Source organism: Streptomyces sp. NPDC051740 (assembly GCF_044453165.1).
Lineage (GTDB): Bacteria > Actinomycetota > Actinomycetes > Streptomycetales > Streptomycetaceae > Streptomyces > Streptomyces atrovirens.
This window is the reverse complement of record NZ_JBITCL010000009.1, coordinates 116,460-138,198: the sequence shown is the minus strand read 5'-3', so window position 1 is coordinate 138,198 and position 21,739 is coordinate 116,460. Positions and strand designations below refer to the sequence as shown.

Sequence of the window (21,739 nt, the reverse complement as noted above, 5' to 3'; positions counted from 1 at the left end):
CAGGCTGGCCGGGATTCGGCGGAACCACGTAGCGTGTGCCGCATGAAGATCCTCATCAGCGCCGACATGGAGGGCGCCACCGGCGTCACCTGGCCGGCCGACGTGCTGCCGGGGACTCCCCAGTGGGAGCGGTGCCGGTCCATGTTCACCTCGGACGTCAACGCCGCCGTGCAGGGGTTCTTCGACGGCGGCGCCGACGAGGTGCTGATCAACGAGGCCCACTGGACCATGCGCAACCTGCTCCTCGAACGGCTGGACGAGCGGGCCGAGATGCTCACCGGGCGGCACAAGTCCCTCTCCATGGTCGAGGGCGTGCAGCACGGCGACGTGGACGGCATCGCGTTCATCGGCTACCACGCCGGCGCAGGCATGGAGGGCGTCCTCGCGCACACCTTCCTCGCCAACTCCATCACCGGGGTCTGGGTCGACGACGTACGGGCCGGCGAGGGCCTGCTCAACGCGCACGTGGCCGCCGAGTACGGGGTGCCGGTGATCCTGGTGACCGGTGACGACGTCGCCTGCGAGGACGCGCTCGGCTACGCGCCCGAGGCGCTGAAGGTCGCCGTCAAGGACCATGTGTCCCGGTACGCGGCCGTGTGCCGCACCCCCGCCCGGACGGCCGCCGACATCCGCGCGGCGGCCAAGGAGGCGGCCACGCTGGCGGTGCGCCGGGAGCCCGTCGACGGCGGGCCGTTCACCGTCGCGGTGGAGTTCGACGCCGAGCACCTGGCGACGGCCGTCACCGTCGTGCCGGGCGTGACCCGCACCGGCGAGCGGAAGGTGGCGTACACCAGCGGGACCATGTACGACGGGATCCGCACCTTCAAGGCGGTCACCACGATCGCCTCGGCCGCGGTGGAGGAGCAGTATGGCTGACGAGCGGGCCATGGACGAGGTCGTGACGTTCACGTCCGACCTGATCAGGATCGACACGACCAACAGGGGCGGGGGCGACTGCCGGGAGCGGCCCGCCGCCGAGTACGCCGCCGCGCGGCTCGCGGAGGCGGGACTCGAACCGGTGCTCCTGGAACGCGTCCCGGGCCGCGCCAACGTCGTCGCCCGTCTGGAGGGCACCGACCCGTCGGCCGACGCGCTGCTCGTCCACGGGCATCTGGACGTCGTCCCGGCCGAGGCCGCCGACTGGAGCGTGCACCCGTTCTCCGGAGAGGTCCGCGACGGCGTCGTCTGGGGACGCGGCGCCGTCGACATGAAGAACATGGACGCGATGATCCTCGCCGTGGTGCGGGCCTGGGCGCGCGAGGGCGTACGGCCCCGGCGGGACATCGTCATCGCGTTCACCGCGGACGAGGAGGCCAGCGCCGAGGACGGCTCCGGCTTCCTCGCCGACCGGCACGCCCACCTCTTCGAGGGCTGCACCGAGGGCGTCGGTGAGTCGGGCGCGTTCACCTTCCACGACGGCGGCGGGCGGCAGATCTACCCGATCGCGGCCGGCGAGCGCGGCACGGCCTGGATGAGGCTCACCGCGCGCGGCCGGGCCGGGCACGGCTCCAAGGTCAACCGGGAGAACGCGGTGACCCGCCTCGCCGCCGCCGTCACCCGCATCGGCGAGCACCAGTGGCCGCTGCGGCTCACCCCGACCGTGCGGGCCGCGCTCACCGAACTCGCCGCCGTGTACGGCATCCAGACCGACCTGTCCGACGTGGACACGCTGCTGGACAAGCTCGGCACGGCCGGGAAGCTCGTCGAGGCCACCGTCCGCAACAGCGCCAACCCGACGATGCTGGACGCCGGTTACAAGGTCAACGTGATCCCCGGGGAGGCCGTGGCGCACGTCGACGGACGGTATCTGTCGGGTGCCGAGGACGAGTTCCGCGCGACCATGGACCGGCTCACCGGACCGGACATCGACTGGGAGTTCGAGCACCACGAGGTGGCGCTCCAGGCGCCGGTGGACTCCCCGACGTTCGCCCGGATGCGGGCCGCCGTCGAGGAGTTCGCGCCCGAGGGGCACGTGGTGCCGTACTGCATGTCCGGCGGCACGGACGCCAAGCAGTTCTCCCGGCTGGGCATCACCGGCTACGGATTCGCGCCGCTGAAGCTGCCGGAGGGCTTCGACTACCAGGCACTCTTCCACGGCGTCGACGAGCGCGTCCCGGTCGAGGCGCTCCGGTTCGGTGTCCGGGTCCTCGACCGGTTCCTGCGGACGGCCTGAGCGAGTGGGGGAGACAGTGCGGAACCTGGCGTACGGCGAGTGGCCCTCGCCCATCGACGCGGCCACGGCCGCGGCCCACGACGGCAGCCCCGAGTCCGTGGGCTTCGTCGGCGACGAGGTGTGGTGGACCGAGCCCCGGCCCACCGAGGCCGGCCGGCGCACCCTGGTGCGGCGGCACGCCGACGGTACCGAGGAGCCGGTCCTGCCCGCGCCGTGGAACGTGCGGAGCCGGGTCATCGAGTACGGCGGCCGGCCCTGGGCCGGAACCGTGCGCGACGGTGTCCCGCACGTGGTGTTCGTGAACTTCGCCGACCAGCGCCTCCACCGGTACGAGCCGGACGCCGAGCCCCGTCCGCTCACCCCCGTGTCCGCGGTCGGGCAGGGGCTGCGCTGGGCCGATCCGGTGCTGCTGCCGGAGCGCGGCGAGGTGTGGTGTGTCCTGGAGGAGTTCACCGGCGACGGCCCCGGCGACGTACGCCGGGTCCTGGCCGCCGTACCGCTGGACGGCTCCGCCGCCGGTGACCGCGGCGCCGTGCGGGAACTGAGCGACGGCCGGCACCGCTTCGTCACCGGGCCGCGCCTCTCACCGGACGGGCGGCGCGCCGCCTGGCTCGGCTGGGACCACCCGCGCATGCCGTGGGACGGCACCGAACTGCTCGTCGCCGACGTCGCCGCCGACGGCACCCTGCGCGACGCCCGTACGGTGGCCGGCGGACCCGAGGAGTCCGTCGCCCAGGCCGACTGGACCCCCGACGGCCGGCTGCTGTACGCGAGCGACCGCACCGGCTGGTGGAACCTCTACCGGGACGGGGAGCCGGTCTGCCCGCGCGAGGAGGAGTTCGGCGGACCGCTGTGGAAGCTGGGCCTGCGCTGGTTCGCCCCCCTGGACAGCGGCCTGATCGCCGTCCTGCACGGCCGGGGCGCGCCCGCGCTCGGCATCCTCGACCCCGAGACCTGCGAGGTCGTCGACGCCGCCGGCCCGTGGAGCGAGTTCACGCCCACCCTCGCGGCGCACGGCGAGCGGGTCGTCGCCGTCGGGGCCGGACCGCGCAGCGCCCACGAGGTGGTGGAGCTGGACACCCGGACGGGCCACGCCCGGGTGATCGGCGCCCGCCACGAGGACGCGGTGGACCCGGCGTACTACCCCGAGCCGCGGGTCCGCACGTTCACCGGACCGGACGGCCGGGAGATCCACGCCCAGCTGTACCCCCCGCACCACCCCGGGTGCGCCGGCCCCGCGGACGAGCGTCCCCCGTACGTGATCTGGGCGCACGGCGGTCCCACCGGCCGGGCGCCGCTCGTGCTGGACCTGGAGATCGCCTACTTCACCTCGCGCGGCATCGGCGTGGCCGAGGTCAACTACGGCGGCTCCACCGGATACGGGCGGGAGTACCGCGACCGGCTGCGCGAACAGTGGGGTGTGGTCGACGTCGAGGACTGCGCCGCCGTCGCGCTGGCCCTCGCGGACGAGGGCACCGCCGACCGCGACCGGCTCGCCGTCCGCGGCGGCAGCGCCGGCGGCTGGACCACCGCCGCCTCGCTCACCACGACCGACGTCTACGCCTGCGGCACCATCATCTATCCGGTGCTCGACCTCACCGGCTGGGGCACGGGGGAGACCCACGACTTCGAGTCCCAGTACCTGGAGAGCCTGATCGGCCCGCGCGCCGAGGTGCCCGAGCGGTACGCGGAACGTTCGCCCGCCGCGCACGCCGACCGGCTCACCGTGCCGTTCCTGATGCTCCAGGGACTGGACGACGTGATCTGTCCGCCCGCGCAGTGCGAGCGCTTCCTGGCCCGGCTGGCCGGCCGGGGCGTGCCGCACGCCTACCTCACCTTCGAGGGCGAGGGGCACGGCTTCCGGCGGGCGGAGACCATGGTGCGCGCCCTGGAGGCCGAACTGTCCCTGTACGCCCAGGTGTTCGGGATGAAGCCGCCCGGCGTGCCGGCCCTGGAGCTGGACACGTGAGCCGGGTCCGAGCACTGCGGCGGCCGGCCCGGCTCGCCCCCGGTGCCCGGGTGGCCGTGGTCGCACCCAGCGGTCCGGTGCCCGAGGAACGGCTCCAGGCAGGACTCGACGTGCTGCGCGGCTGGGACCTCGACCCCGTGGTGGGCCCCCATGTCCTGGACCGGCACGGCGAGTTCGGCTACCTCGCGGGTGGCGACGCCGACCGGGCCGCCGATCTGCAGTCCGCCTGGTGCGACCCGGCCGTCGACGCGGTGATCTGCGCCCGCGGCGGCTACGGCGTACAGCGCATGGTCGACCTGCTCGACTGGGAGGCGATGCGGGCCGCCGGGCCGAAGGTGTTCGTCGGGTTCAGCGACATCACCGCGCTGCACGAGGCGTTCGCCGTCCGGCTCGGCCTCGTCACCCTGCACGGGCCGATGGCCGCGGGCATCGACTTCGTGAAGAGCGTGCGGGCGCAGGACCACCTCAAGGCGACCCTCCTCGCCCCCGATACGGTCCGCACCGTCCATTCCGACGGCACCGCGCTCGTCCCCGGCCGGGCGCGCGGGATCACCCTCGGCGGCTGTCTCTCCCTGCTCGCCGCCGACCTCGGCACCCCGCACGCCAGACCCTCCGCGCGCGGCGGACTGCTCTGCCTGGAGGACGTGGGGGAGGAGACCTACCGGCTCGACCGCTGCCTCACCCAGCTCCTGCGGTCCGGCTGGCTCGACGGGGTGTCCGGGCTGCTGCTCGGATCCTGGGACCGGTGCGGGCCGTACGACGGGGTGCGGGCGCTGCTCGCCGACCGGCTCGGCGGCCTCGGTGTGCCGGTGGCCGAGCAGTTCGGGTTCGGGCACTGCGCCGACGCGCTCACCGTCCCCTTCGGTGTCACGGCCGAACTCGACGCCGGCGCGGGCACCCTGACCCTGGACGAACCGGCGCTGAGCTGACCGGCCCGCGTCGCGCGCGGGCCCGTCGTAGGGTGACAGGGTGCCGCACACCGTTTCCCGCTACCTCGCCGAAGGCCGCCGCGTGGGGCTCCGTCACTTCACTCACGCGGACGGCGCCGAGTTCACCGCCCGCGCCCGGGAGAGCAAGGACCTCCACCACCCCTGGCTGTTCCCGCCGGACAGCCAGGGCGCGTACGCCGCGTACGCGGGACGGCTGATCGCGGACCGCACCAAGGCGGGGTTCCTGGTCTGCGAGAAGGAGACGGACGGCGCCCTCGCCGGGTTCATCAACATCAACAACATCGTCGAGGGCGGCTTCCTGTGCGGTGCGCTGGGCTACGGCGCCTTCGCGCACGCGGCAGGGCGCGGGCTGATGAGCGAGGGCCTGGACCTCGTGGTGCGGTACGCCTTCGGCCCGATGCGGCTGCACCGCCTGGAGATCAACGTACAGCCCGGCAACGCCGCCTCCATCGCCCTCGCCCGCGCCTGCGGTTTCCGCCTGGAGGGCTTCTCGCCGAAGATGCTCTTCATCGACGGCGCCTGGCGCGACCACCAACGCTGGGCGATCACCAGCGAGATGACAGCGGGCCGTTGACGCCCGCACTCCCCGTGGGCCGCGACCACCGGCTGTCCCTGCCTCGCTGGCGCCGACCAGGCGGACCGCCACCCCGAGCGGGCCGCCGAACGCCGTGCGGAGGCCTCCGAACAGCCTCCGCCGGGAGCGTGGCGGCCGGCCCCCGCGACCCGGGCCCGTGGGCGGTTCCGGCTGGTCGAGGTGGGGCTGCCGCCCGCCGAGGGGCAGCGCGTGGAGGTCCGCGCCGGGACCGGGTGTGTCAGGCGTGGCGGTCCGCGTACTCGTAGACCGCCCCGTCCGGGTGCCGGGCGATGAGGTTGCGGCCCACGGGGGTGGGGAGCGGGCCCGCGAGGATGTCGGCGCCCAGCTCCGCGAGCACCCGGCCGGTCTCCTCGACGTCCTTGACCGCGATGGTCGCGGCGACCCTGCGCAGCACGTCCAGTTCGGCCGCGGGACCACTCATCAGCAGGAAACAGCCGACCGCGGCGACCTGGACGCCGGCCCGCTCGAACCGGAGGGCCCTGCCGCCCGCCAGCCGCTCGTAGAAGGGGATGGCGGTCTCGATGTCGTCGACGCAGACACGCAGTGTGGCACCCAGAATCTCCATGGGGACGAGCCTAGTTGGGGCGGCCGTGGCCGGGGTCCCGGCGCGGACGATCTCCACACCTCGTGCCCGCGGGCGTTACGCGGCCCCGGGCGCGGGTACCCGGCGGCCATGCAGCGCTTGGAGCACTTGGAGCATCTGGACAAGCACCTGGTCGACGAGCTGGCACAGGTGGCCCGTGAGACCGTGCGCGACGAACTGCGCGAACAGGCGCGGGGACAGCGCCGCAGGGCCGCCCTGTACGCCGGATCCGGCGCCGCCGCCCTGTACGCGGGCGCGGCCGTCGCGCTGGCCGTGGGCCTCGCCCTCGCCCTGGTCCTGCCGGGCTGGGCCGCCGCGCTGATCACGGCCGTGATCCTGGGCGCGCTCGCCCACGTCCTGCGCGGCGCGGCCCGGCCCAAGGCGTCCGGGACCGTGCCCGCGCAGGCCCCCGCCCCCGGCGGCCGGTCGGCACCCGTCCCGCCGGTGCCGTCCGCACCGCCCACCGCCGGCGTCGTACCGCCGCGGCCGGACTCCGACCCCGACGCACCCCGCCACCGGGACTGACCGGCCGGAGGAAGCCGGTGGCACAGCTCCTGTCACGGGACCCCAGGACCGTCGTGGTGACCGGGGCGAGCGGCGGCGTGGGCCGGGCGACGGCCCGCGCCTTCGCCGCGTAGGGCGACCGGGTCGCCCCGCTGGCCCGCGGCCGTGAGGGACTCGCCGCCGCGGCCGACGACGTACGGGAGGCCGGCGGCACGGCGCTCGTCGTCCCCGTCGACGTCTCCGACGCCCAGGCCGTGGACGACGCCGCACAGCGGGTCGCCGACGCCTTCGGCACCATCGACGTCTGGGTCGACTGCGCCTTCACGGGCGTGTTCGCCCGGTTCAAGGACGTCGAAGCCGATGAGTTCCGCCGGGTCACCGAAGTGACGTACCTGGGTCATGCGTTCGGCACCCGGGCCGCCCTGCGGCACATGCCGCCGCGCGACCGCGGCACGATCGTGCGGGTCGGCTCGGCCCTCGCCCACCGGGGCATCCCGCCGCAGTTCGCGTACTGCGGCGCCAAGCACGCGATCCAGGGGTTTGGGGGCACCTCCCGCGCCCTTACACCGGCACCCGCTCCCGGCACGCACCCAGCAGCCGTACCAGCGGAAGCTCCAGCAGCCGGGCCTTGAGGTCCCACAGCGCGATGTCCAGCGCCGAGATCGCGCAGGCCGCGATGCCCGGCCGGCCGGCGTTGCGCACCGAGCGGCACATCGCCTCGTGCACGGCCGGGACGTCCAGCGCGCTCATGCCCTCCACGAGCGGCGCGAGATGCCCGCCCAGGAAGTCGCCGACCGCAGGCGGACCGCACGTCCACCCGGTGCCGGTCGCGTTGCCCGCCGACACCTCGACGATCACCACCGTCGTGGACTCCCAGGCCGGCGTGGAGTCGGCCTCCGGGGCGTCGGCCGGCACGGTGGAGACGGAGACGCCGGGTCGGTGCAGTCCCATCGTCGGTCCGTCCTCCCGTGGTCAGCCGGCCTGCTGGAGCTGCGGCAGCACCTTGGTGCGGTAGAAGTCGAAGAAACCGCGCAGGTCGGGGCCGATCTGGTTCACGTAGATCCGGTCGAAACCCGCGTCGGCGAACTGCCGGAGCTCGGCGACGTGCTCGTCCACGTCGTCGCCGCACACCCGGTTCTCCCGCACCATGTCCTCGGTGACCAGGGTCTGCGCCTGCTCGAAGTGCTTGGGTGAGGGCAGCACCTGGCCCAGTTCACCGGGCAGCTGCTCGTTCGCCCACAGCCGGTGCACGGTACGCACGCACTCGTCGCGGTCGGTGCCGTAGCAGACCTTGGTGCCGCCGCTGACCGGCTTGCCGCCGCCCCCGCCCTTGCGGTACTGCTCCACCATCGAGGCGTCCGGCATCATCGTGATGTAGCCGTCGCCGACCCGGGCGGCGAGCTTGGTCGCCGCCGGACCGAAGCCCGAGATGTCGATCGGGACGGGCTCGTCCGGCACGGTGTACAGGCGGGCGTTCTCCACCGTGTAGTGCGTGCCGTGGTGGTTGACCTCCTCGCCGGAGAACAGCCGGCGCATCACCTGGATCGACTCCTCCAGCATCTCGAGCCGTACGTGCGCGGGCGGCCAGTGGTCTCCGAGGATGTGCTCGTTCAGGGCCTCGCCCGTGCCCACGCCCAGCCGGAACTCCCCCGGCGACATCACCGCGGCCGTGGCCGCCGCCTGCGCCACCACCGCCGGGTGCGTCCGCACGGTCGGGCAGGTCACCGCCGTCCCCACCGGCAGCGACACCGCCTCGGACAGCGCGCCGATCACCGACCACACGAACGGACTCTGCCCCTGTTCGTCGTTCCACGGGTGGTAGTGGTCCGAGATCCACAGGGCCTGGAACCCGGCCTGCTCGGCCATCCGGGCCTGTTCGATCAGCTCGGCGGGACCGTACTGCTCGCACGAGAGGAAATAACCGTACTCGGGCATGGGGGGTTGCCTCCGCGACGTGGGCGGTTCGGGTCCCGGACCGGGTACCCGGGGGGCCCGGCGGAAACCGGCGGACGTTTGGCCGCCCCCACCAGGGGGACGCGGAAGTCTCCCGACGTCCGCGACAGCGCCGGAGGCGAACCGTGAGTCGACCCCGCATTGTGATCGTCGGTGCCGGCTTCGCCGGGTACCGCACGGCCCGGACGCTCTCCCGGCTGGCCCGTGGCCGCGCCGAGATCGTCCTGCTCAACCCCACCGACTACTTCCTGTACCTGCCCCTGCTGCCCCAGGTCGCCGCAGGCATCCTGGAACCCCGCCGGGTCACCGTCTCCCTCTCCGGCACATTGCCGCACGTGAAGCTGGTGCTGGGGGAGTCCGACCGCATCGACCTCGACGCGCGGCAGGTCCACTACACCGGCCCCGAGGGCGAGGTCGGCACCCTCGACTACGACCGGCTGGTCCTCGCGGCCGGCAGCGTCAACAAGCTGCTGCCGATCCCCGGTGTCGCCGAACACGCCCACGGCTTCCGCGGCCTGCCCGAGGCGCTGTACCTGCGCGACCACGTGACCCGGCAGGTGGAGCTCGCCGCCGCCACCGACGACCCCGGGCGGTGCGCCGCCCGCTGTACGTTCGTCGTGGTCGGCGCCGGCTACACCGGCACCGAAGTCGCCGCGCACGGGCAGCTGTTCACCGACGCGCAGGTCGCCAGGCACCCGATGCGGACCGGGATGCGGCCACGCTGGCTGCTCCTCGACATCGCCGACCGGGTCCTGCCCGAGCTGGACGAACGCCTCTCCCGCACCGCCGACACCGTGCTGCGGGAACGGTGCGTGGACGTACGGATGGGCACCTCAGTGAAGGAGGCCACGCACGACGGAGTGCTGCTGACCGACGGGGAGTTCGTCGACACCCACACCCTGGTGTGGTGCGTGGGCGTACGCCCCGACCCGCTCGTCGAGTCCCTCGGACTGCCCATGGAACGCGGCCGGCTGCTCGTCGACCCGCACCTGCAGGTGCCGGGCCGGCCCGAGGTGTTCGCCTGCGGGGACGCCGCAGCGGTGCCCGATCTGGAGAAGCCCGGCTCGTACACCCCGATGACCGCGCAGCACGCCTGGCGGCAGGGCAAGGTGTGCGCGCACAACGTCGCCGCGTCGTTCGGTGACGGTGAGCGGCGCGCCTACCGGCACAAGGACATGGGGTTCGTGGTGGACCTGGGCGGCGTCAAGGCCGCCGCCAACCCGCTCGGCGTGAACCTGTCCGGGGTGGCGGCGGGGGCGGTCACCCGCGGCTACCACCTCGCGGCGATGCCGGGCAACCGGGTGCGCGTCGCCGCCGACTGGCTCCTCGACGCCGTACTGCCGCGCCAGGCCGTCCAGTTGGGGCTCGTACGGTCCTGGTCGGTGCCGCTGGACACGGCGTCGCCGGAACTGGCGCGGGTGCCGGGCGAGCCGGGGCGGGGGTCGTCGTCCGGGGGCGGGACACAGCAGCCGGCGGCTGCCCGGCGTGGCTCGGAGCCGGCGGGGGACCGGGCCGGCGGAGGGTCCGCCGAGGACCGGCCGGGTGGCGCATCGGCGAAGAACCGGCCGGGTGGCGAGCCCGCCGCGGGTCGGTCCGGTGGTGAGCCGGCGAAGAAGCAGCCCGGGGGTGAGCCCGCGAAGAAGCAGCCCGGGGGTGAGCCGGCGAAGAACCAGCCCGGGGGTGAGCCGGCGAAGAACCAGCCCGGCGGTGAGCCCGCGAAGAAGCAGCCCGGCGGTGAGCCGGCCAAGAAGCAGCCCGGCGGTGAACCCGTCAAGAGCCGGCCCGCCGTCACCCCGCCCCCCGATCAGCCGCCGCCCGGTCCCGATGTCGCGCCCGGACCCGTCAAGCGCACCGACCGCACCACCGAAGGAGACTCATGAACACCGGTGAACTCGTCGAGCTGGGGCAGCAGTTGAGGGTGGACAGTGTCCGCGCCGCGGCTGCCGCGGGCTCCGGGCACCCCACGTCGTCGATGTCCGCGGCGGACCTGATGGCCGTGCTGTTCGCCCGCCACCTCCGCTACGACTTCGAGCGTCCCGACCACCCGGGCAACGACCGCTTCGTCCTCTCCAAGGGCCACGCCTCGCCCCTGATGTACGCCACCTACAAGGCGACCGGCGCCATCGACGACGAGGAACTGCTCACCTTCCGCGAGAACGGCAGCCGCCTCGAAGGGCACCCCACCCCCCGGCGGCTGCCCTGGACCGAGACGGCCACCGGCTCGCTCGGCCAGGGGCTCCCCGTCGGCGTCGGCATCGCGCTGGCCGGGAAGCGGTTGGACCACGCCGACTACCGGGTGTGGGTGCTGTGCGGCGACAGCGAACTGGCCGAGGGTTCGGTCTGGGAGGCCGCCGAGCACGCCGCGTACGAGCACCTGGACAACCTCACGCTGATCGTGGACGTCAACCGGCTCGGGCAGCGCGGTCCCACCCGGCACGGTCACGACCTGGACGCCTACGCCCGCCGCTTCCAGGCCTTCGGCTGGCACACCGTCGAAGTGGACGGCCACGACGTGGACGCCGTCGACCGCGCCTACGGGGAGGCCCTGTCCACCAAGGGCCAGCCCACCGCGGTCCTCGCCCGCACCCTCAAGGGCAAGGGCGTCGAGGCGGTCCAGGACCGCGAGGGCCTGCACGGCAAACCGCTGCCCGAGGCCGAGGAGGCCATCGCCGAGCTCGGCGGCCCCCGCGACCTGCGCATCCGGGTGGAGGCCCCGTCCGCCGACGGGGCACCGCCCGCCGGACACACCGGCCGGCCCGACCTGCCCCGCTGGGACAAGGGCGAGGAGGTGGCCACCCGTAACGCCTTCGGTGAGGCGCTGACCGCCCTCGGCACCGCGCGCGGCGACGTCGTCGCCCTCGACGGGGAGGTCGGCGACTCCACCCGCGCGGAGGCCTTCGCCAAGGAACACCCCGAGCGCTACTTCGAGTGCTACATCGCCGAGCAGCAGATGGTCGCCGCGGCGGTCGGCATGGCCGCGCGCGGCTGGACTCCGTACGCCGCGACCTTCGCGGCCTTCCTCACCCGCGCCCACGACTTCATCCGCATGGCGTCGGTCAGCGGTTCCGGGATCAACCTCGTCGGCTCCCACGCGGGCGTCGCCATCGGTCAGGACGGCCCCAGCCAGATGGGCCTGGAGGACCTGGCGATGATGCGGGCGGTGCACGGCTCGACCGTGCTGTACCCGTGCGACGCCAACCAGACCGCGCGGCTGGTCGCCGCGATGGCCGGCCTGGACGGCATCCGCTATCTGCGCACCTCGCGAGGAGCGAGCGAGGTGATCTACGGCCCCGACGAGGAGTTCCCCGTCGGCGGCAGCAAGGTGCTGCGCTCCTCCGGCCGCGACCGGCTCACCCTCGTCGCGGCGGGCGTCACCGTGCCCGAGGCGCTGGCCGCCGCCAAGGCCCTGGAGGGGGAGGGCATCGCCGTACGGGTGATCGACCTGTACTCGGTGAAGCCGGTCGACCGTGAGACCCTGCGCACGGCCGCCGAGGAGACCGGCTGCCTGATGACGGTGGAGGACCACCACCCGGAGGGCGGCCTCGGGGACGCGGTCGCGGAGGCCTTCGCCGACGGGCGTCCCATGCCGCGCCTGGTGCGGCTGGGCGTGCGCGACATGCCGGGCTCGGCCTCCCCCGAGGAGCAGCTGCACGCCGCAGGCATCGACGCCGAGTCGATCGCGGCGGCCGGCCGGCTGCTGGTGGGGGAGGCGATCGTGTCGTGAGCGACGACGGTGCGCGCACCGTACGGGCCGGCCGTCGCTCGCTGGAGATCCACCGGCCGGGGAAGGTGCTCTTCCCCGGCGGCGGGGACGCGAAGGAGTACACCAAGGGCGACCTCGTCGACTACCACCGGGCCGTCGCCCCGTTCATGCTGCCGCACCTGCGGGGCCGCCCGCTGATGCTGGACCGGCGCCCGGACGGCATCGACGGCCCCACGTTCATGCAGAAGAACACCCCGGACGGCTACCCGGACTGGATCACCCGCGCCGAGGTCGCCAAGGAGGGCGGCACCGTCACGCACACCGTGTGCGACGACACCGCCACCCTCCTCCACCTCGTCGACCAGGCGAGCATCACCCTGCACCGCTGGCTGTCCCGCACCGCCCGGATCGACCGCCCGGACCGGCTGGTGTTCGACCTGGACCCCTCCGGTGACGACTTCGAGACGGTGCGGGAGGCCGCGCGGCTGCTGAGGGAGCTGCTGGACGAGCTGGATCTGCCGTCCGCCCTGATGACCACCGGCTCCCGGGGCCTGCACGTCGTCGTGCCGCTGAGCGCGGCCCAGGACTTCGACGACGTACGCGCCTTCGCCCGCGAGGCCGCCGACACCCTCGCCGCCGCCCACCCCGACCGGCTCACCACCGCCGCCCGCAAGAAGGACCGCGGCGACCGGCTCTACCTCGACGTGCAGCGCAACGCCTACGCACAGACCGCCGTCGCGCCCTACACGGTCCGCGCCCTGCCCGGCGCCCCCGTCGCCGTGCCCGTTTCCTGGGACCAGCTCGACGACCCGGACCTGCACGCCCGCCGCTGGACCGTCGCCGACGCCGTCGAGCAGGCCCGCACCGACCCGTGGGCCGGCCTGCCGAGCCGGGGCCGTTCCCTCGGGCCGGCCCGCCGCCGGCTGGCCGCACTGCGGGACTGAGCGGCGCCGGCACCCCTCCGACCGGGCACGATGCCCGGCCGCGGGGAACGGCCGAGCGCACGGAGGTTTGGCGAACACGCTTGCGGCCACACGGAGGGGGAGGTGGCCATGTCGAACACGAAGAACACCGAAGAGCCACAGGGTTCACAGGAAACCCAGGACTCACAGGAATCCCACAAGTCAACGAAGAACAACAGAAGCACCAAACGGCCGAGTCCGATGGAGCTGCTGCGCCGGGCGCGCGGCCAGCTAGCGGAGCTCACCGGGATGGAAGCCGAGTCCGTGTCGTCCTTCGAGCAGACGGAGGAGGGCTGGGCGCTGGAGGTCGAGGTCCTCGAACTCGAGCGGGTGCCCGACACGATGAGCCTGATGGCGAGTTACCAGGTCGAGCTGGACCCCGACGGCGAGCTCACCGGGTACCGCCGCGTCCGCCGCTACGAGCGCGGGCGGTCCGACTCGCACAGGCCCGGCGGCCGGTAGGCCGCCCGACCGGACCCACACCCACAGACAAGGAGGGACAGTCGGAATGACAGTCGTACCGGCACAGCAGACCGGCGGTGGAGGCGGCAGCAGCGGCCTCTACGACGTGCTTGAGCTCGTCCTGGACAGGGGGCTCGTCATCGACGCCTTCGTGCGCGTGTCCCTGGTCGGCATCGAGATCCTCAAGATCGACGTACGCGTCGTCGTCGCCAGCGTCGACACCTATCTCCGCTTCGCCGAGGCGTGCAACCGCCTCGACCTGGAGGCCGGGCCCCGCAAGAGCCCGGGCCTGCCGGAGATCGTCGGGGAGGTCACCGAGTCCGGCGCCCGCGGCAAGTCCAAGGGGGCCCTGTCCGGCGCCGCCGAGACCATATCCGACGCCTTCAAGCAGGCGCGTGAGGACGGGTCCGAGCGCGAGACCGAGTCGCGTCCGCGGGCCCGCAGGAGCACCTCGGCCCGCCGGAAGGAGGAGCAGGAGTGAGCACGTACGTCTACGGCATCACGGCGACCTCGCACCCCGGCCTCCCCGAGGGCGTGGACGGCGTCGGCGACCCGCAACTGCCGGTGCGTGTCCTGCGCGAGGGCGAACTGGCGGCCCTGGTCAGTGACGCCCCCGAGGGCCTGCGCCCCAAGCGCAGGGAACTGCTCGCGCACCAGAACGTGCTCAGCGAGGCCGGCGCGGTCGGCTGTGTGCTGCCCATGCGCTTCGGCAGCGTCGCCCCGGACGACGACGCCGTCACCGGCGTCCTCGCCGAGCGCGCCGAGCACTACGCGGAGCGGCTGCGGGCCCTGGACGGCCGGGTCGAGTACAACGTCAAGGCCAACCACGTGGAGGACGCCGTCCTGCACCACGTGATGGCCGGCAACCCGGAGATCCGTGCCCTCGCGGAGGCCAACAGACAGTCCGGTGGCGGAAGTTACGAGCAGAAGATCCAGCTCGGCGAGATGGTCGCCGCCGCCGTCAAGGCCAAGGAGGCCGAGGACGCCATCGCGCTGGAGCGCGTCCTGGAACCGGTCGCCGACGCGGTGAGCGTCGGCCCCGAGTCCACGGGCTGGCTCGCCAATGTGTCGTACCTGGTGAAGCGGGACACGGCGGCGGAGTTCCTGGAAGCGGTGGAACAGGCCCGCAAGGACCTGCCCCACCTCGAAGTGCGTCTGAACGGCCCGTTGCCGCCGTACAGCTTCGTCGAGCCCGGCCCGGCCGAGCCGGCGGGCACCGTGGCCGGCGGGGCGGACGCCGGAGCGGGGTGACGACATGGGTCTGATCTCGGAGGTCCTGCTGCTGCCGTTCGCCCCGGTGCGCGGCAGCGGCTGGGCCATCCGGCAGGTGCTCAGGGAAGCGGAGCGCATCTACTACGACCCCGCCACGATACGTGCCGAACTGGCCCGGCTGGAGGAACAGCTGGAAGCCGGAGAGATCAGCGAGGAGGAGTTCGACCGTCAGGAGGACGAACTCCTCGACCGGCTGGAGACCGCGACGCGTACGGGCGCGGGGGATGGGACGGCAGGACAGTGAATCGAACGGGACTGGGCCTCGCGATCGGGGCCGGATATCTCCTCGGACGGACCAAGAAGCTGAAGATGGCACTCGCCGTCGGCGGCTTGGTGGCGGGCAAGAAGCTGAACCTCAGCCCGCGCATGGTCGCCGACCTGATGTCCCAGCAACTGCGGGACAACCCGCAGTTCAAGGAGATCGGCGACCAGCTGCGCGGTGATCTGCGGGGCGTCGGCAAGGCGGCCTCCGGCGCGCTGGTCGAGCGGCAGCTCGACTCCCTCGCCGACCGGCTGCACGGCCGTACCGCCGACATGCGGGACCGGCTGACGGGCGCCGGCCCGCGGGACGACGCCGACGCGGAACACGCCGAGGACGAGGAACGCGAGGACGAGGAACGCGAGGACGCGGAACACGAGGACGAGGAACGCGAGGACGCGGAACACGAGGACGCGGAACACGAGGACGAGGAACACGAGGACGAGGAACACGAGGACGAGGAACGCGAGGACGCGCAGGCGGAGGACCGGGAACCGCCGGACGAGCCGGCCTCCGAGCGGCCGGCCAGGAAGGCCCCGGCGAAGAAGACCGCCCCCGCGAAGAAGGCGGCGGCGAAGAAGACGGCTCCGGCGAAGAAGACGGCCGCCAAGAAGACCGCGGCCGCGGGCCGCGGCGCCCGCTCCCGCACGGCGAAGGGAGGCGGTGAGCGATGACCGAGACCCTCGGACGGGCCGGCTCCGCCGCGCGTGACAGCGCGAACGGGGCGGCGAAGAACCCGCTCGCCGACGTGGCCCACAGCGAGGCCGCCGACCGGCTCAAGGCCGAACTGCAGGACTACCTCGCGGCCCAGGCCACCCGGCTGCTGACCGGCCTCGGCCACAAGCTCGGCGAGACCACGAACAAGCTCAACGACATCGCCGAGGGCAACAGTCCGGGCTTCGCCAAGCTCGCCCTCGACGGCGGCCGCAAGCTCGCGGAGGGCAAGAGCCCCCTGCGCAGCGCCATCGAACTCGGCGCCTCACGGGCCAAGGACAACGTGATGGGCAAGCTCAAGGGCCTAGGCGGCGGCAAGGGCAAGCGCAAGAAGTCCGCCGGCCAGAAGCCCACCGTCATCATGGAGTACATCGATGTCGGCGTCCCGCTGCGCACGGCGTACGACCAGTGGACCCAGTACCAGGACTTCAGCACCTTCGCCAAGGGCGTCAAGAGCGCCAACAAGGCCGACGACACCACGTCGGACTGGCAGGCGAAGATCTGGTGGTCCAACCGCAGCTGGAAGGCGAAGACCACCGAGCAGGTCCCCGACGACCGGATCGCCTGGTCCTCGGAGGGCGCCAAGGGCACGACGAGGGGCGTCGTCTCCTTCCACCGCCTCGCCGACAACCTCACCCGCGTCCTGCTGGTCATCGAGTACTACCCTTCGGGCTTCTTCGAGAAGACGGGCAACATCTGGCGCGCCCAGGGCCGTCGCGCCCGGCTCGACCTGAAGAACTTCGCCCGCTTCATCACCCTCAAGGGCGAGGCCGAGGACAGCTGGCGGGGCGAGATCCGCGACGGCGAGGTCGTCCGCAGCCACGAGGACGCCCTCGCCGAGGAGGAGGACGAGACCTCCGCCGACGACCGTGAAGAGGAACCCGAGGGCGAGTACGAGGACGAGTCCGAGGAGGAGTACGAGCCGGAGGCCGAGGAGGAGTACGAGCCGGAGGCCGAGGACGAGGAAGAAGAGGAAGAGGAACCGGAGGCGGCCGAGGAGTCCGAGGAGGACGAGTACCCGGAGGACGAGTACACGTACGAGGACGAGGCTGAGGACGAGGACGAGCAGCCCGAGAGCCGGAGCCGCCGATGACGACCCCCAGCCGGCTTCCCGAGCCGTACGGCCAGGGCAGCGGCGCCAATCTCGCCGACATCCTGGAAAGGGTGCTCGACAAGGGTGTCGTGATCGCGGGTGACATCCGCATCAACCTGCTGGACATCGAACTCCTCACCATCAAGCTGCGCCTCGTCGTCGCCTCCGTCGACAAGGCGAAGGAGATGGGGATCGACTGGTGGGAGTCCGACCCGGCGCTCTCCTCGCGCGCCCGGCGCGACGAACTGGCCAGGGAGAACGCGGAGCTGCGCGAACGGCTGGCCCGGCTGGAGGAACTGGGGCTGGAGCCCCGCCGCGCACAGGAGGAGAGCCCGTGACCGGACTGCGGTACGTCTACGCGGTCTGCCGCCCCTACGGCACGCCGCTCCAGGCGCAGCTGACCGGAGTCGGAGGCGATCCGCCCCGGCTCCTGTCCCACCACGGCCTGGTGGCCGTCGTCAGCCACGTGCCCGAGGCGGACTTCGCGGAGGAACCACTGCGCGCGCATCTGGAGGACCTCGACTGGCTGACCGCGGTCGCCCGCGCCCACCAGGGCGTGATCGACGCGCTCACCACCGTCACGACCCCGCTGCCGCTGCGGCTGGGCACCGTGTTCCGCGACGACAGCGGCGTACGGACCATGATGGAGGCGCGCGAGGAGAGCTTCCTGCGCACCCTGGACCGGCTGGAGGGCCGGGTCGAGTGGGGCGTCAAGGTCTACGTCGAGTCGGACCGGACACCGGATGCTCCCGCCGCGCCCGCGCCGAAACCGGTGTCCGGCCGGGACTATCTGCGGCAGCGCCGGGAGCGGACGAAATCGCAGGACGATCTGTGGCAGCACGCCGAGACGTTCGCGACCCGGCTGCACGAGACCCTTTCCGGGGCCGCCGAGGACTCCCGGCTGCACGCACCGCAGAATCCCACGCTCTCCGGCGCCTCCGGGCGCAATGTACTCAATGCCGCCTACCTCGTCCCCCGTGTGAATTCCGAGGAATTCGTGGAAAAGGTGGACCGGACCAAGGACGGCGTGCCCGGAATACGTGTCGAACTCACCGGCCCCTGGGCGGCCTATTCGTTCGCCGGTGAGGAGACCGCCGAGAAGGAGGGTCCGTGACCGTCGTCGAACGCCGCGAGATAGCCCTGGTGGACCTGCTCGACCGGCTCCTGGCCGGCGGGGTCGTCATCAAGGGGGACATCACGCTGCGCATCGCGGACGTCGACCTGGTCCGTATCGACCTCAACGCGCTCATCAGCTCGGTGAACGCGCGGGTCCCGTCCCCCTTCGAGGAGTCGCCGTGACGGCCGCCCCCGACCACGACCGGCACGTCGAGGCGCGCATCGAGCCGCACGGCAGCCGGCACAGGAGCCTGGACCTGGAGCCGGACACGGTCGAACGCGACCTGATCAAGCTGGTGCTCACCGTCGTGGAACTGCTGCGCCAGCTCATGGAGCGGCAGGCGGTGCGCCGGTTCGACGAGGGGGACCTGACCGAGGAGCAGGAGGAGCGGGTCGGACTCACCCTCATGCTGCTCGAGGACCGCATGGCGGAACTGCGGAACCGCTACGGACTGCGGCCCGAGGACCTGAATCTGGACCTCGGACCGCTCGGACCGCTGCTTCCCCGGGACTGAGCCCCGGCACGGGAAATCCCCGGGACCGGGTTCCGGCACGAAAGATCCCCGGGACCGGGTTCCGGCACGAAAGATCCCCGGGACCGAGGGGTCCCGGGGATTTCCCGTCATCTCACCACCGGTACCAGCGGCCCCTGCCCCCGCCCGCCGACGTACTGCGCATGAAGAATCCCAGGAGCCATACGATCAGAACCGCCAGGGCGATCCACCAGAGAACCTTTACCGCGAATCCGGCGCCGAAAAGGATCAGCGCCAGCAGCAGGACCAGAAGAATGGGAACCATAATGTCAACCTCCTGGCATCCTGATGTCCCGGAAAACGCGGTTCAGGCTTCCTTGCGGCAGAGGATTTCACCGTGCAGCACGCTGAACCAGCCGTCGTCCCGTTCGCCCCATTCCCGCCACGCCCCGGCCACTTCCCGCAACTGCTGCCGGGTGGCGTGGCCGCCGTCGACCGCCCGCTCGGCATAGGCCGACGCCACGGTGCGGTCCGCCCACAGTCCGCTCCACCAGGCCCGCTCCCCGGGAGTCGAGAAGGTCCAGGTGCCGGAGGTCGCGGTGACGTCCGTGAAACCCGCGGCGAGCGCCCAGGACTTCAGCCGCCGCCCGGCGTCCGGCTCGCCCCCGTTGGCCCGGGCCACCCGTCGGTAGAGGTCCAGCCAGTCGTCCATGCCCGCCGACAGGGGATACCAGGTCATCGCCGCGTAGTCCGAGTCCCGGACGGCGACGAACCCGCCCGGCCTGGTCACCCGCCGCATCTCGCGCAGCGCCCCCACCGGGTCACCCACGTGCTGGAGCACCTGATGGGCGTGGACCACACAGAACGTGTCGTCCGGGAAGTCCAGCGCGTGCACGTCCCCCACCGTGAAGCCCGTGTTCGTCAGCCCCCGTTCGCCGGCCACCGCCCGGGCCTGCTCCAGGACCCCCGGCTCCCGGTCGAGACCGGTGACGTGCCCGTCGGGAACGAGCCCCGCCAGATCCGCGGTGATGGTGCCGGGCCCGCACCCGATGTCCAGGATCCGCGTATGGGGCTTGAGCACCCCGAGGAGATACGCCGCCGAGTTCTCGGCGGTCCGCCAGGTGTGCGACCGCAGCACCGACTCGTGGTGGCCATGCGTGTAGACGGCGGTCTCCCGCGCTTCCGGCATGACGAACCCACCCCTTCCACTCTCGTAGGAGGTCCCTCACGCTACGCCCGCCAACCGCATGATGAGACCCGCGTTTCACATCGTGGACGCCATTCCGGTCGAAACCCGTTTGCCACCTGCGCCGACGACCCCGCACAATCCCCACCATGGGTCATCTGGAAGCCGCGCACCTCGAGTACTACCTCCCCGACGGGAGGGCGCTGCTGGGCGATGTCTCCTTCCGGGTGGGGGAGGGGGCCGTGGTGGCCCTCGTCGGACCCAACGGCGCGGGCAAGACCACCCTGCTGCGCCTCCTCGACGGCGAGCTGAAGCCGCACGGCGGCTCCGTCACCGTCACCGGCGGCCTCGGCGTCATGCGCCAGTTCGTCGGCTCCGTACGGGACGCCACGACCGTACGGGACCTGCTGGTGTCCGTGGCGCAGCCCAGGATCCGCGAGGCCGCCCGCGCCGTCGACGCCGCCGAACACGCGATCATGACGGTCGACGACGAGGCCGCCCAGCTGGCGTACGCGCAGGCCCTCGCCGACTGGGCCGAGGCGCGCGGGTACGAGGCCGAGACGCTGTGGGACATCTGCACCACGGCCGCGCTGGGCGTGTCGTACGAGAAGGCGCAGTGGCGCGAGGTCCGCACCCTCTCCGGGGGCGAACAGAAGCGACTGGTCCTCGAGGCGCTGCTGCGCGGCACCGACGAGGTGCTGCTGCTCGACGAGCCGGACAACTACCTCGACGTACCCGGCAAGCGCTGGCTGGAGGAACGGCTCGCCGAGACCCGCAAGACCGTCCTCTTCGTCTCCCACGACCGCGAACTCCTCGCCCGCGCCGCCCGGAAGATCGTCTCCCTGGAACCGGGCCCCGCGGGCGCCGACGCGTGGGTGCACGGCGGCGGCTTCGCCACCTTCCACCAGGCCCGCCGGGAACGCTTCGCCCGCTTCGAGGAACTGCGCCGCCGCTGGGACGAGAAGCACGCCCAGTTGAAGAAGCTGGTCCTGACGCTGCGCCAGGCCGCCGAGAACAGCCCCGACATGGCGTCCCGCTACCGCGCCGCCCAGACCAGGCTGCGCAAGTTCGAGGAGGCCGGACCCCCGCCGGAGCCCCCGCGCGAGCAGGACATCAGGATGCGTCTGAAGGGCGGCCGTACCGGTGTGCGCGCCGTCACCTGCGAGGGGCTCGAACTCACCGGCCTGATGAAACCCTTCGACCTGGAGGTCTTCTACGGCGAACGGGTCGCCGTGCTCGGCTCCAACGGCTCCGGCAAGTCGCACTTCCTGCGCCTGCTCGCCGGCGACGGCGTGGCCCACACCGGGAACTGGAGACTCGGCGCGCGCGTGCTGCCCGGACACTTCGCGCAGACCCACGCCCACCCCGAACTGCTGGGCCGCACCCTGCTGGACATCCTGTGGAGCGAACACTCCCAGGACCGGGGCGCCGCCATGTCACGGCTGCGCCGGTACGAACTGACCCAGCAGGCCGAGCAGACCTTCGACCGGCTCTCCGGCGGTCAGCAGGCCCGCTTCCAGATCCTGCTGCTGGAACTCCAGGGCGTCACGGCCCTGCTCCTCGACGAGCCGACCGACAACCTCGACCTGGAATCGGCCGAAGCCCTCCAGGAGGGCCTGGAGGGCTTCGAGGGAACGGTCCTCGCCGTCACCCACGACCGCTGGTTCGCCCGCTCCTTCGACCGCTTCCTGGTCTTCGGCAGCGACGGCAGGGTCCGGGAGACCCCCGAACCGGTGTGGGACGAACGCCGGGTGGAGCGGGCGCGCTGACCC

General features: G+C 72.7%; 25 protein-coding genes and 1 pseudogene. 21 read left to right on the top strand and 5 right to left on the bottom strand.

Features of this window, described 5'->3' with window-relative positions; genetic code table 11:
- Positions 1–42: 42 nt before the first annotated feature.
- From ACIA6T_RS17490 to ACIA6T_RS17470, 5 genes are read left to right on the top strand one after another with little or no spacing between them, the layout of a single operon-like run.
- A complete protein-coding gene (locus tag ACIA6T_RS17490) occupies positions 43–876 on the top strand; it encodes a M55 family metallopeptidase (RefSeq protein ID WP_399447349.1) in 834 nt (277 codons plus the stop codon).
- Positions 869–2,173 carry a M20/M25/M40 family metallo-hydrolase gene (locus ACIA6T_RS17485; protein ID WP_399447348.1) on the top strand — a complete coding sequence of 435 codons (1,305 nt, stop codon included), beginning with the start codon at positions 869–871 and terminating at the stop codon, positions 2,171–2,173. The genes ACIA6T_RS17490 and ACIA6T_RS17485 overlap by 8 nt, the downstream gene beginning before the upstream one ends.
- Before the next feature lie 4 nt (positions 2,174–2,177).
- Positions 2,178–4,142: a prolyl oligopeptidase family serine peptidase gene (locus ACIA6T_RS17480; RefSeq protein ID WP_399447347.1), complete on the top strand. Its 1,965-nt coding sequence runs from the start codon at positions 2,178–2,180 to the stop codon at positions 4,140–4,142.
- Positions 4,139–5,071 (top strand): LD-carboxypeptidase, encoded by a 933-nt coding sequence (locus ACIA6T_RS17475; RefSeq protein ID WP_399447346.1) that lies wholly within the window; start codon positions 4,139–4,141, stop codon positions 5,069–5,071. The genes ACIA6T_RS17480 and ACIA6T_RS17475 overlap by 4 nt, the downstream gene beginning before the upstream one ends.
- Before the next feature lie 40 nt (positions 5,072–5,111).
- Positions 5,112–5,666 (top strand): GNAT family N-acetyltransferase, encoded by a 555-nt coding sequence (locus tag ACIA6T_RS17470; RefSeq protein ID WP_399447345.1) that lies wholly within the window; start codon positions 5,112–5,114, stop codon positions 5,664–5,666.
- Positions 5,667–5,904: 238 nt separating this feature from the next.
- Here the strand turns inward: ACIA6T_RS17470 and ACIA6T_RS17465 are convergent, their stop codons facing one another.
- Positions 5,905–6,252 (bottom strand): VOC family protein, encoded by a 348-nt coding sequence (locus ACIA6T_RS17465; RefSeq protein ID WP_399447344.1) that lies wholly within the window; start codon positions 6,250–6,252, stop codon positions 5,905–5,907.
- Between the two features lie 108 nt (positions 6,253–6,360).
- On the opposite strand from ACIA6T_RS17465, the gene ACIA6T_RS17460 reads away from it, so the two are divergent.
- Together ACIA6T_RS17460 and ACIA6T_RS17455 are read left to right on the top strand one after the other, a co-directional pair.
- Complete coding sequence (locus ACIA6T_RS17460; protein WP_399447343.1) at positions 6,361–6,795, top strand: phage holin family protein; 435 nt, start codon at positions 6,361–6,363, stop codon at positions 6,793–6,795.
- Positions 6,796–6,824: 29 nt separating this feature from the next.
- Positions 6,825–7,323 (top strand): annotated as a pseudogene (locus tag ACIA6T_RS17455) (SDR family NAD(P)-dependent oxidoreductase); the annotation flags it as partial.
- A gap of 12 nt (positions 7,324–7,335) precedes the next feature.
- On the opposite strand, the gene ACIA6T_RS17450 reads toward ACIA6T_RS17455, so the two are convergent.
- Together ACIA6T_RS17450 and ACIA6T_RS17445 are read right to left on the bottom strand one after the other, a co-directional pair.
- Positions 7,336–7,725 (bottom strand): hypothetical protein, encoded by a 390-nt coding sequence (locus ACIA6T_RS17450; protein ID WP_399447342.1) that lies wholly within the window; start codon positions 7,723–7,725, stop codon positions 7,336–7,338.
- A 21-nt stretch (positions 7,726–7,746) separates the two neighbouring features.
- The gene (locus ACIA6T_RS17445; RefSeq protein ID WP_399447341.1) at positions 7,747–8,709 is read right to left on the bottom strand and encodes an LLM class F420-dependent oxidoreductase; all 963 of its coding nucleotides are present in this window, start codon (positions 8,707–8,709) and stop codon (positions 7,747–7,749) included.
- Positions 8,710–8,852: 143 nt separating this feature from the next.
- On the opposite strand from ACIA6T_RS17445, the gene ACIA6T_RS17440 reads away from it, so the two are divergent.
- The 13 genes from ACIA6T_RS17440 (at position 8,853) to ACIA6T_RS17380 (ending at position 18,823) form a co-directional block, all read left to right on the top strand.
- Entirely contained in the window at positions 8,853–10,607 is a 1,755-nt protein-coding gene (locus ACIA6T_RS17440; protein WP_399447340.1) for an FAD-dependent oxidoreductase, read from the top strand.
- The gene (locus ACIA6T_RS17435; protein WP_399447339.1) at positions 10,604–12,451 is read left to right on the top strand and encodes a transketolase; all 1,848 of its coding nucleotides are present in this window, start codon (positions 10,604–10,606) and stop codon (positions 12,449–12,451) included. The genes ACIA6T_RS17440 and ACIA6T_RS17435 overlap by 4 nt, the downstream gene beginning before the upstream one ends.
- The gene (gene ligD / locus ACIA6T_RS17430) at positions 12,448–13,374 is read left to right on the top strand and encodes a non-homologous end-joining DNA ligase (protein ID WP_399447338.1); all 927 of its coding nucleotides are present in this window, start codon (positions 12,448–12,450) and stop codon (positions 13,372–13,374) included. Before ACIA6T_RS17435 ends, ligD begins: the two co-directional genes overlap by 4 nt.
- A 108-nt stretch (positions 13,375–13,482) precedes the next feature.
- Entirely contained in the window at positions 13,483–13,854 is a 372-nt protein-coding gene (locus tag ACIA6T_RS17425) for a gas vesicle protein (RefSeq protein ID WP_385197305.1), read from the top strand.
- Positions 13,855–13,900: 46 nt separating this feature from the next.
- Positions 13,901–14,335 (top strand): gas vesicle structural protein GvpA, encoded by a 435-nt coding sequence (locus ACIA6T_RS17420; protein ID WP_399447337.1) that lies wholly within the window; start codon positions 13,901–13,903, stop codon positions 14,333–14,335.
- Complete coding sequence (locus ACIA6T_RS17415) at positions 14,332–15,105, top strand: GvpL/GvpF family gas vesicle protein (RefSeq protein WP_399447336.1); 774 nt, start codon at positions 14,332–14,334, stop codon at positions 15,103–15,105. The genes ACIA6T_RS17420 and ACIA6T_RS17415 overlap by 4 nt, the downstream gene beginning before the upstream one ends.
- A 4-nt stretch (positions 15,106–15,109) precedes the next feature.
- A complete protein-coding gene (locus tag ACIA6T_RS17410; RefSeq protein ID WP_385044798.1) occupies positions 15,110–15,370 on the top strand; it encodes a gas vesicle protein GvpG in 261 nt (86 codons plus the stop codon).
- A complete protein-coding gene (locus ACIA6T_RS17405; RefSeq protein ID WP_399447335.1) occupies positions 15,367–16,059 on the top strand; it encodes a DNA primase in 693 nt (230 codons plus the stop codon). The genes ACIA6T_RS17410 and ACIA6T_RS17405 overlap by 4 nt, the downstream gene beginning before the upstream one ends.
- Positions 16,056–17,192 (top strand): SRPBCC family protein, encoded by a 1,137-nt coding sequence (locus ACIA6T_RS17400; protein ID WP_399447334.1) that lies wholly within the window; start codon positions 16,056–16,058, stop codon positions 17,190–17,192. Before ACIA6T_RS17405 ends, ACIA6T_RS17400 begins: the two co-directional genes overlap by 4 nt.
- Positions 17,189–17,530: a gas vesicle protein gene (locus ACIA6T_RS17395; protein ID WP_217135918.1), complete on the top strand. Its 342-nt coding sequence runs from the start codon at positions 17,189–17,191 to the stop codon at positions 17,528–17,530. Before ACIA6T_RS17400 ends, ACIA6T_RS17395 begins: the two co-directional genes overlap by 4 nt.
- The gene (locus tag ACIA6T_RS17390) at positions 17,527–18,306 is read left to right on the top strand and encodes a GvpL/GvpF family gas vesicle protein (protein ID WP_399447333.1); all 780 of its coding nucleotides are present in this window, start codon (positions 17,527–17,529) and stop codon (positions 18,304–18,306) included. Before ACIA6T_RS17395 ends, ACIA6T_RS17390 begins: the two co-directional genes overlap by 4 nt.
- Entirely contained in the window at positions 18,303–18,491 is a 189-nt protein-coding gene (locus ACIA6T_RS17385) for a gas vesicle protein (RefSeq protein WP_085573742.1), read from the top strand. Before ACIA6T_RS17390 ends, ACIA6T_RS17385 begins: the two co-directional genes overlap by 4 nt.
- Before the next feature lie 38 nt (positions 18,492–18,529).
- Positions 18,530–18,823 (top strand): gas vesicle protein K, encoded by a 294-nt coding sequence (locus tag ACIA6T_RS17380; protein ID WP_085573748.1) that lies wholly within the window; start codon positions 18,530–18,532, stop codon positions 18,821–18,823.
- A 112-nt stretch (positions 18,824–18,935) separates the two neighbouring features.
- Here the strand turns inward: ACIA6T_RS17380 and ACIA6T_RS17375 are convergent, their stop codons facing one another.
- Both ACIA6T_RS17375 and ACIA6T_RS17370 read right to left on the bottom strand, forming a co-directional pair.
- Entirely contained in the window at positions 18,936–19,106 is a 171-nt protein-coding gene (locus ACIA6T_RS17375; RefSeq protein WP_073931265.1) for a hydrophobic protein, read from the bottom strand.
- Between the two features lie 42 nt (positions 19,107–19,148).
- Positions 19,149–19,970: a methyltransferase domain-containing protein gene (locus ACIA6T_RS17370; protein WP_399447332.1), complete on the bottom strand. Its 822-nt coding sequence runs from the start codon at positions 19,968–19,970 to the stop codon at positions 19,149–19,151.
- A 146-nt stretch (positions 19,971–20,116) separates the two neighbouring features.
- Here ACIA6T_RS17370 and ACIA6T_RS17365 point away from each other — a divergent pair, with 146 nt between their 5' ends.
- On the top strand, positions 20,117–21,736 hold the full coding sequence (locus ACIA6T_RS17365; protein ID WP_399447331.1) for an ABC-F family ATP-binding cassette domain-containing protein: 1,620 nt from the start codon (positions 20,117–20,119) through the stop codon (positions 21,734–21,736).
- Positions 21,737–21,739 lie beyond the last annotated feature (3 nt).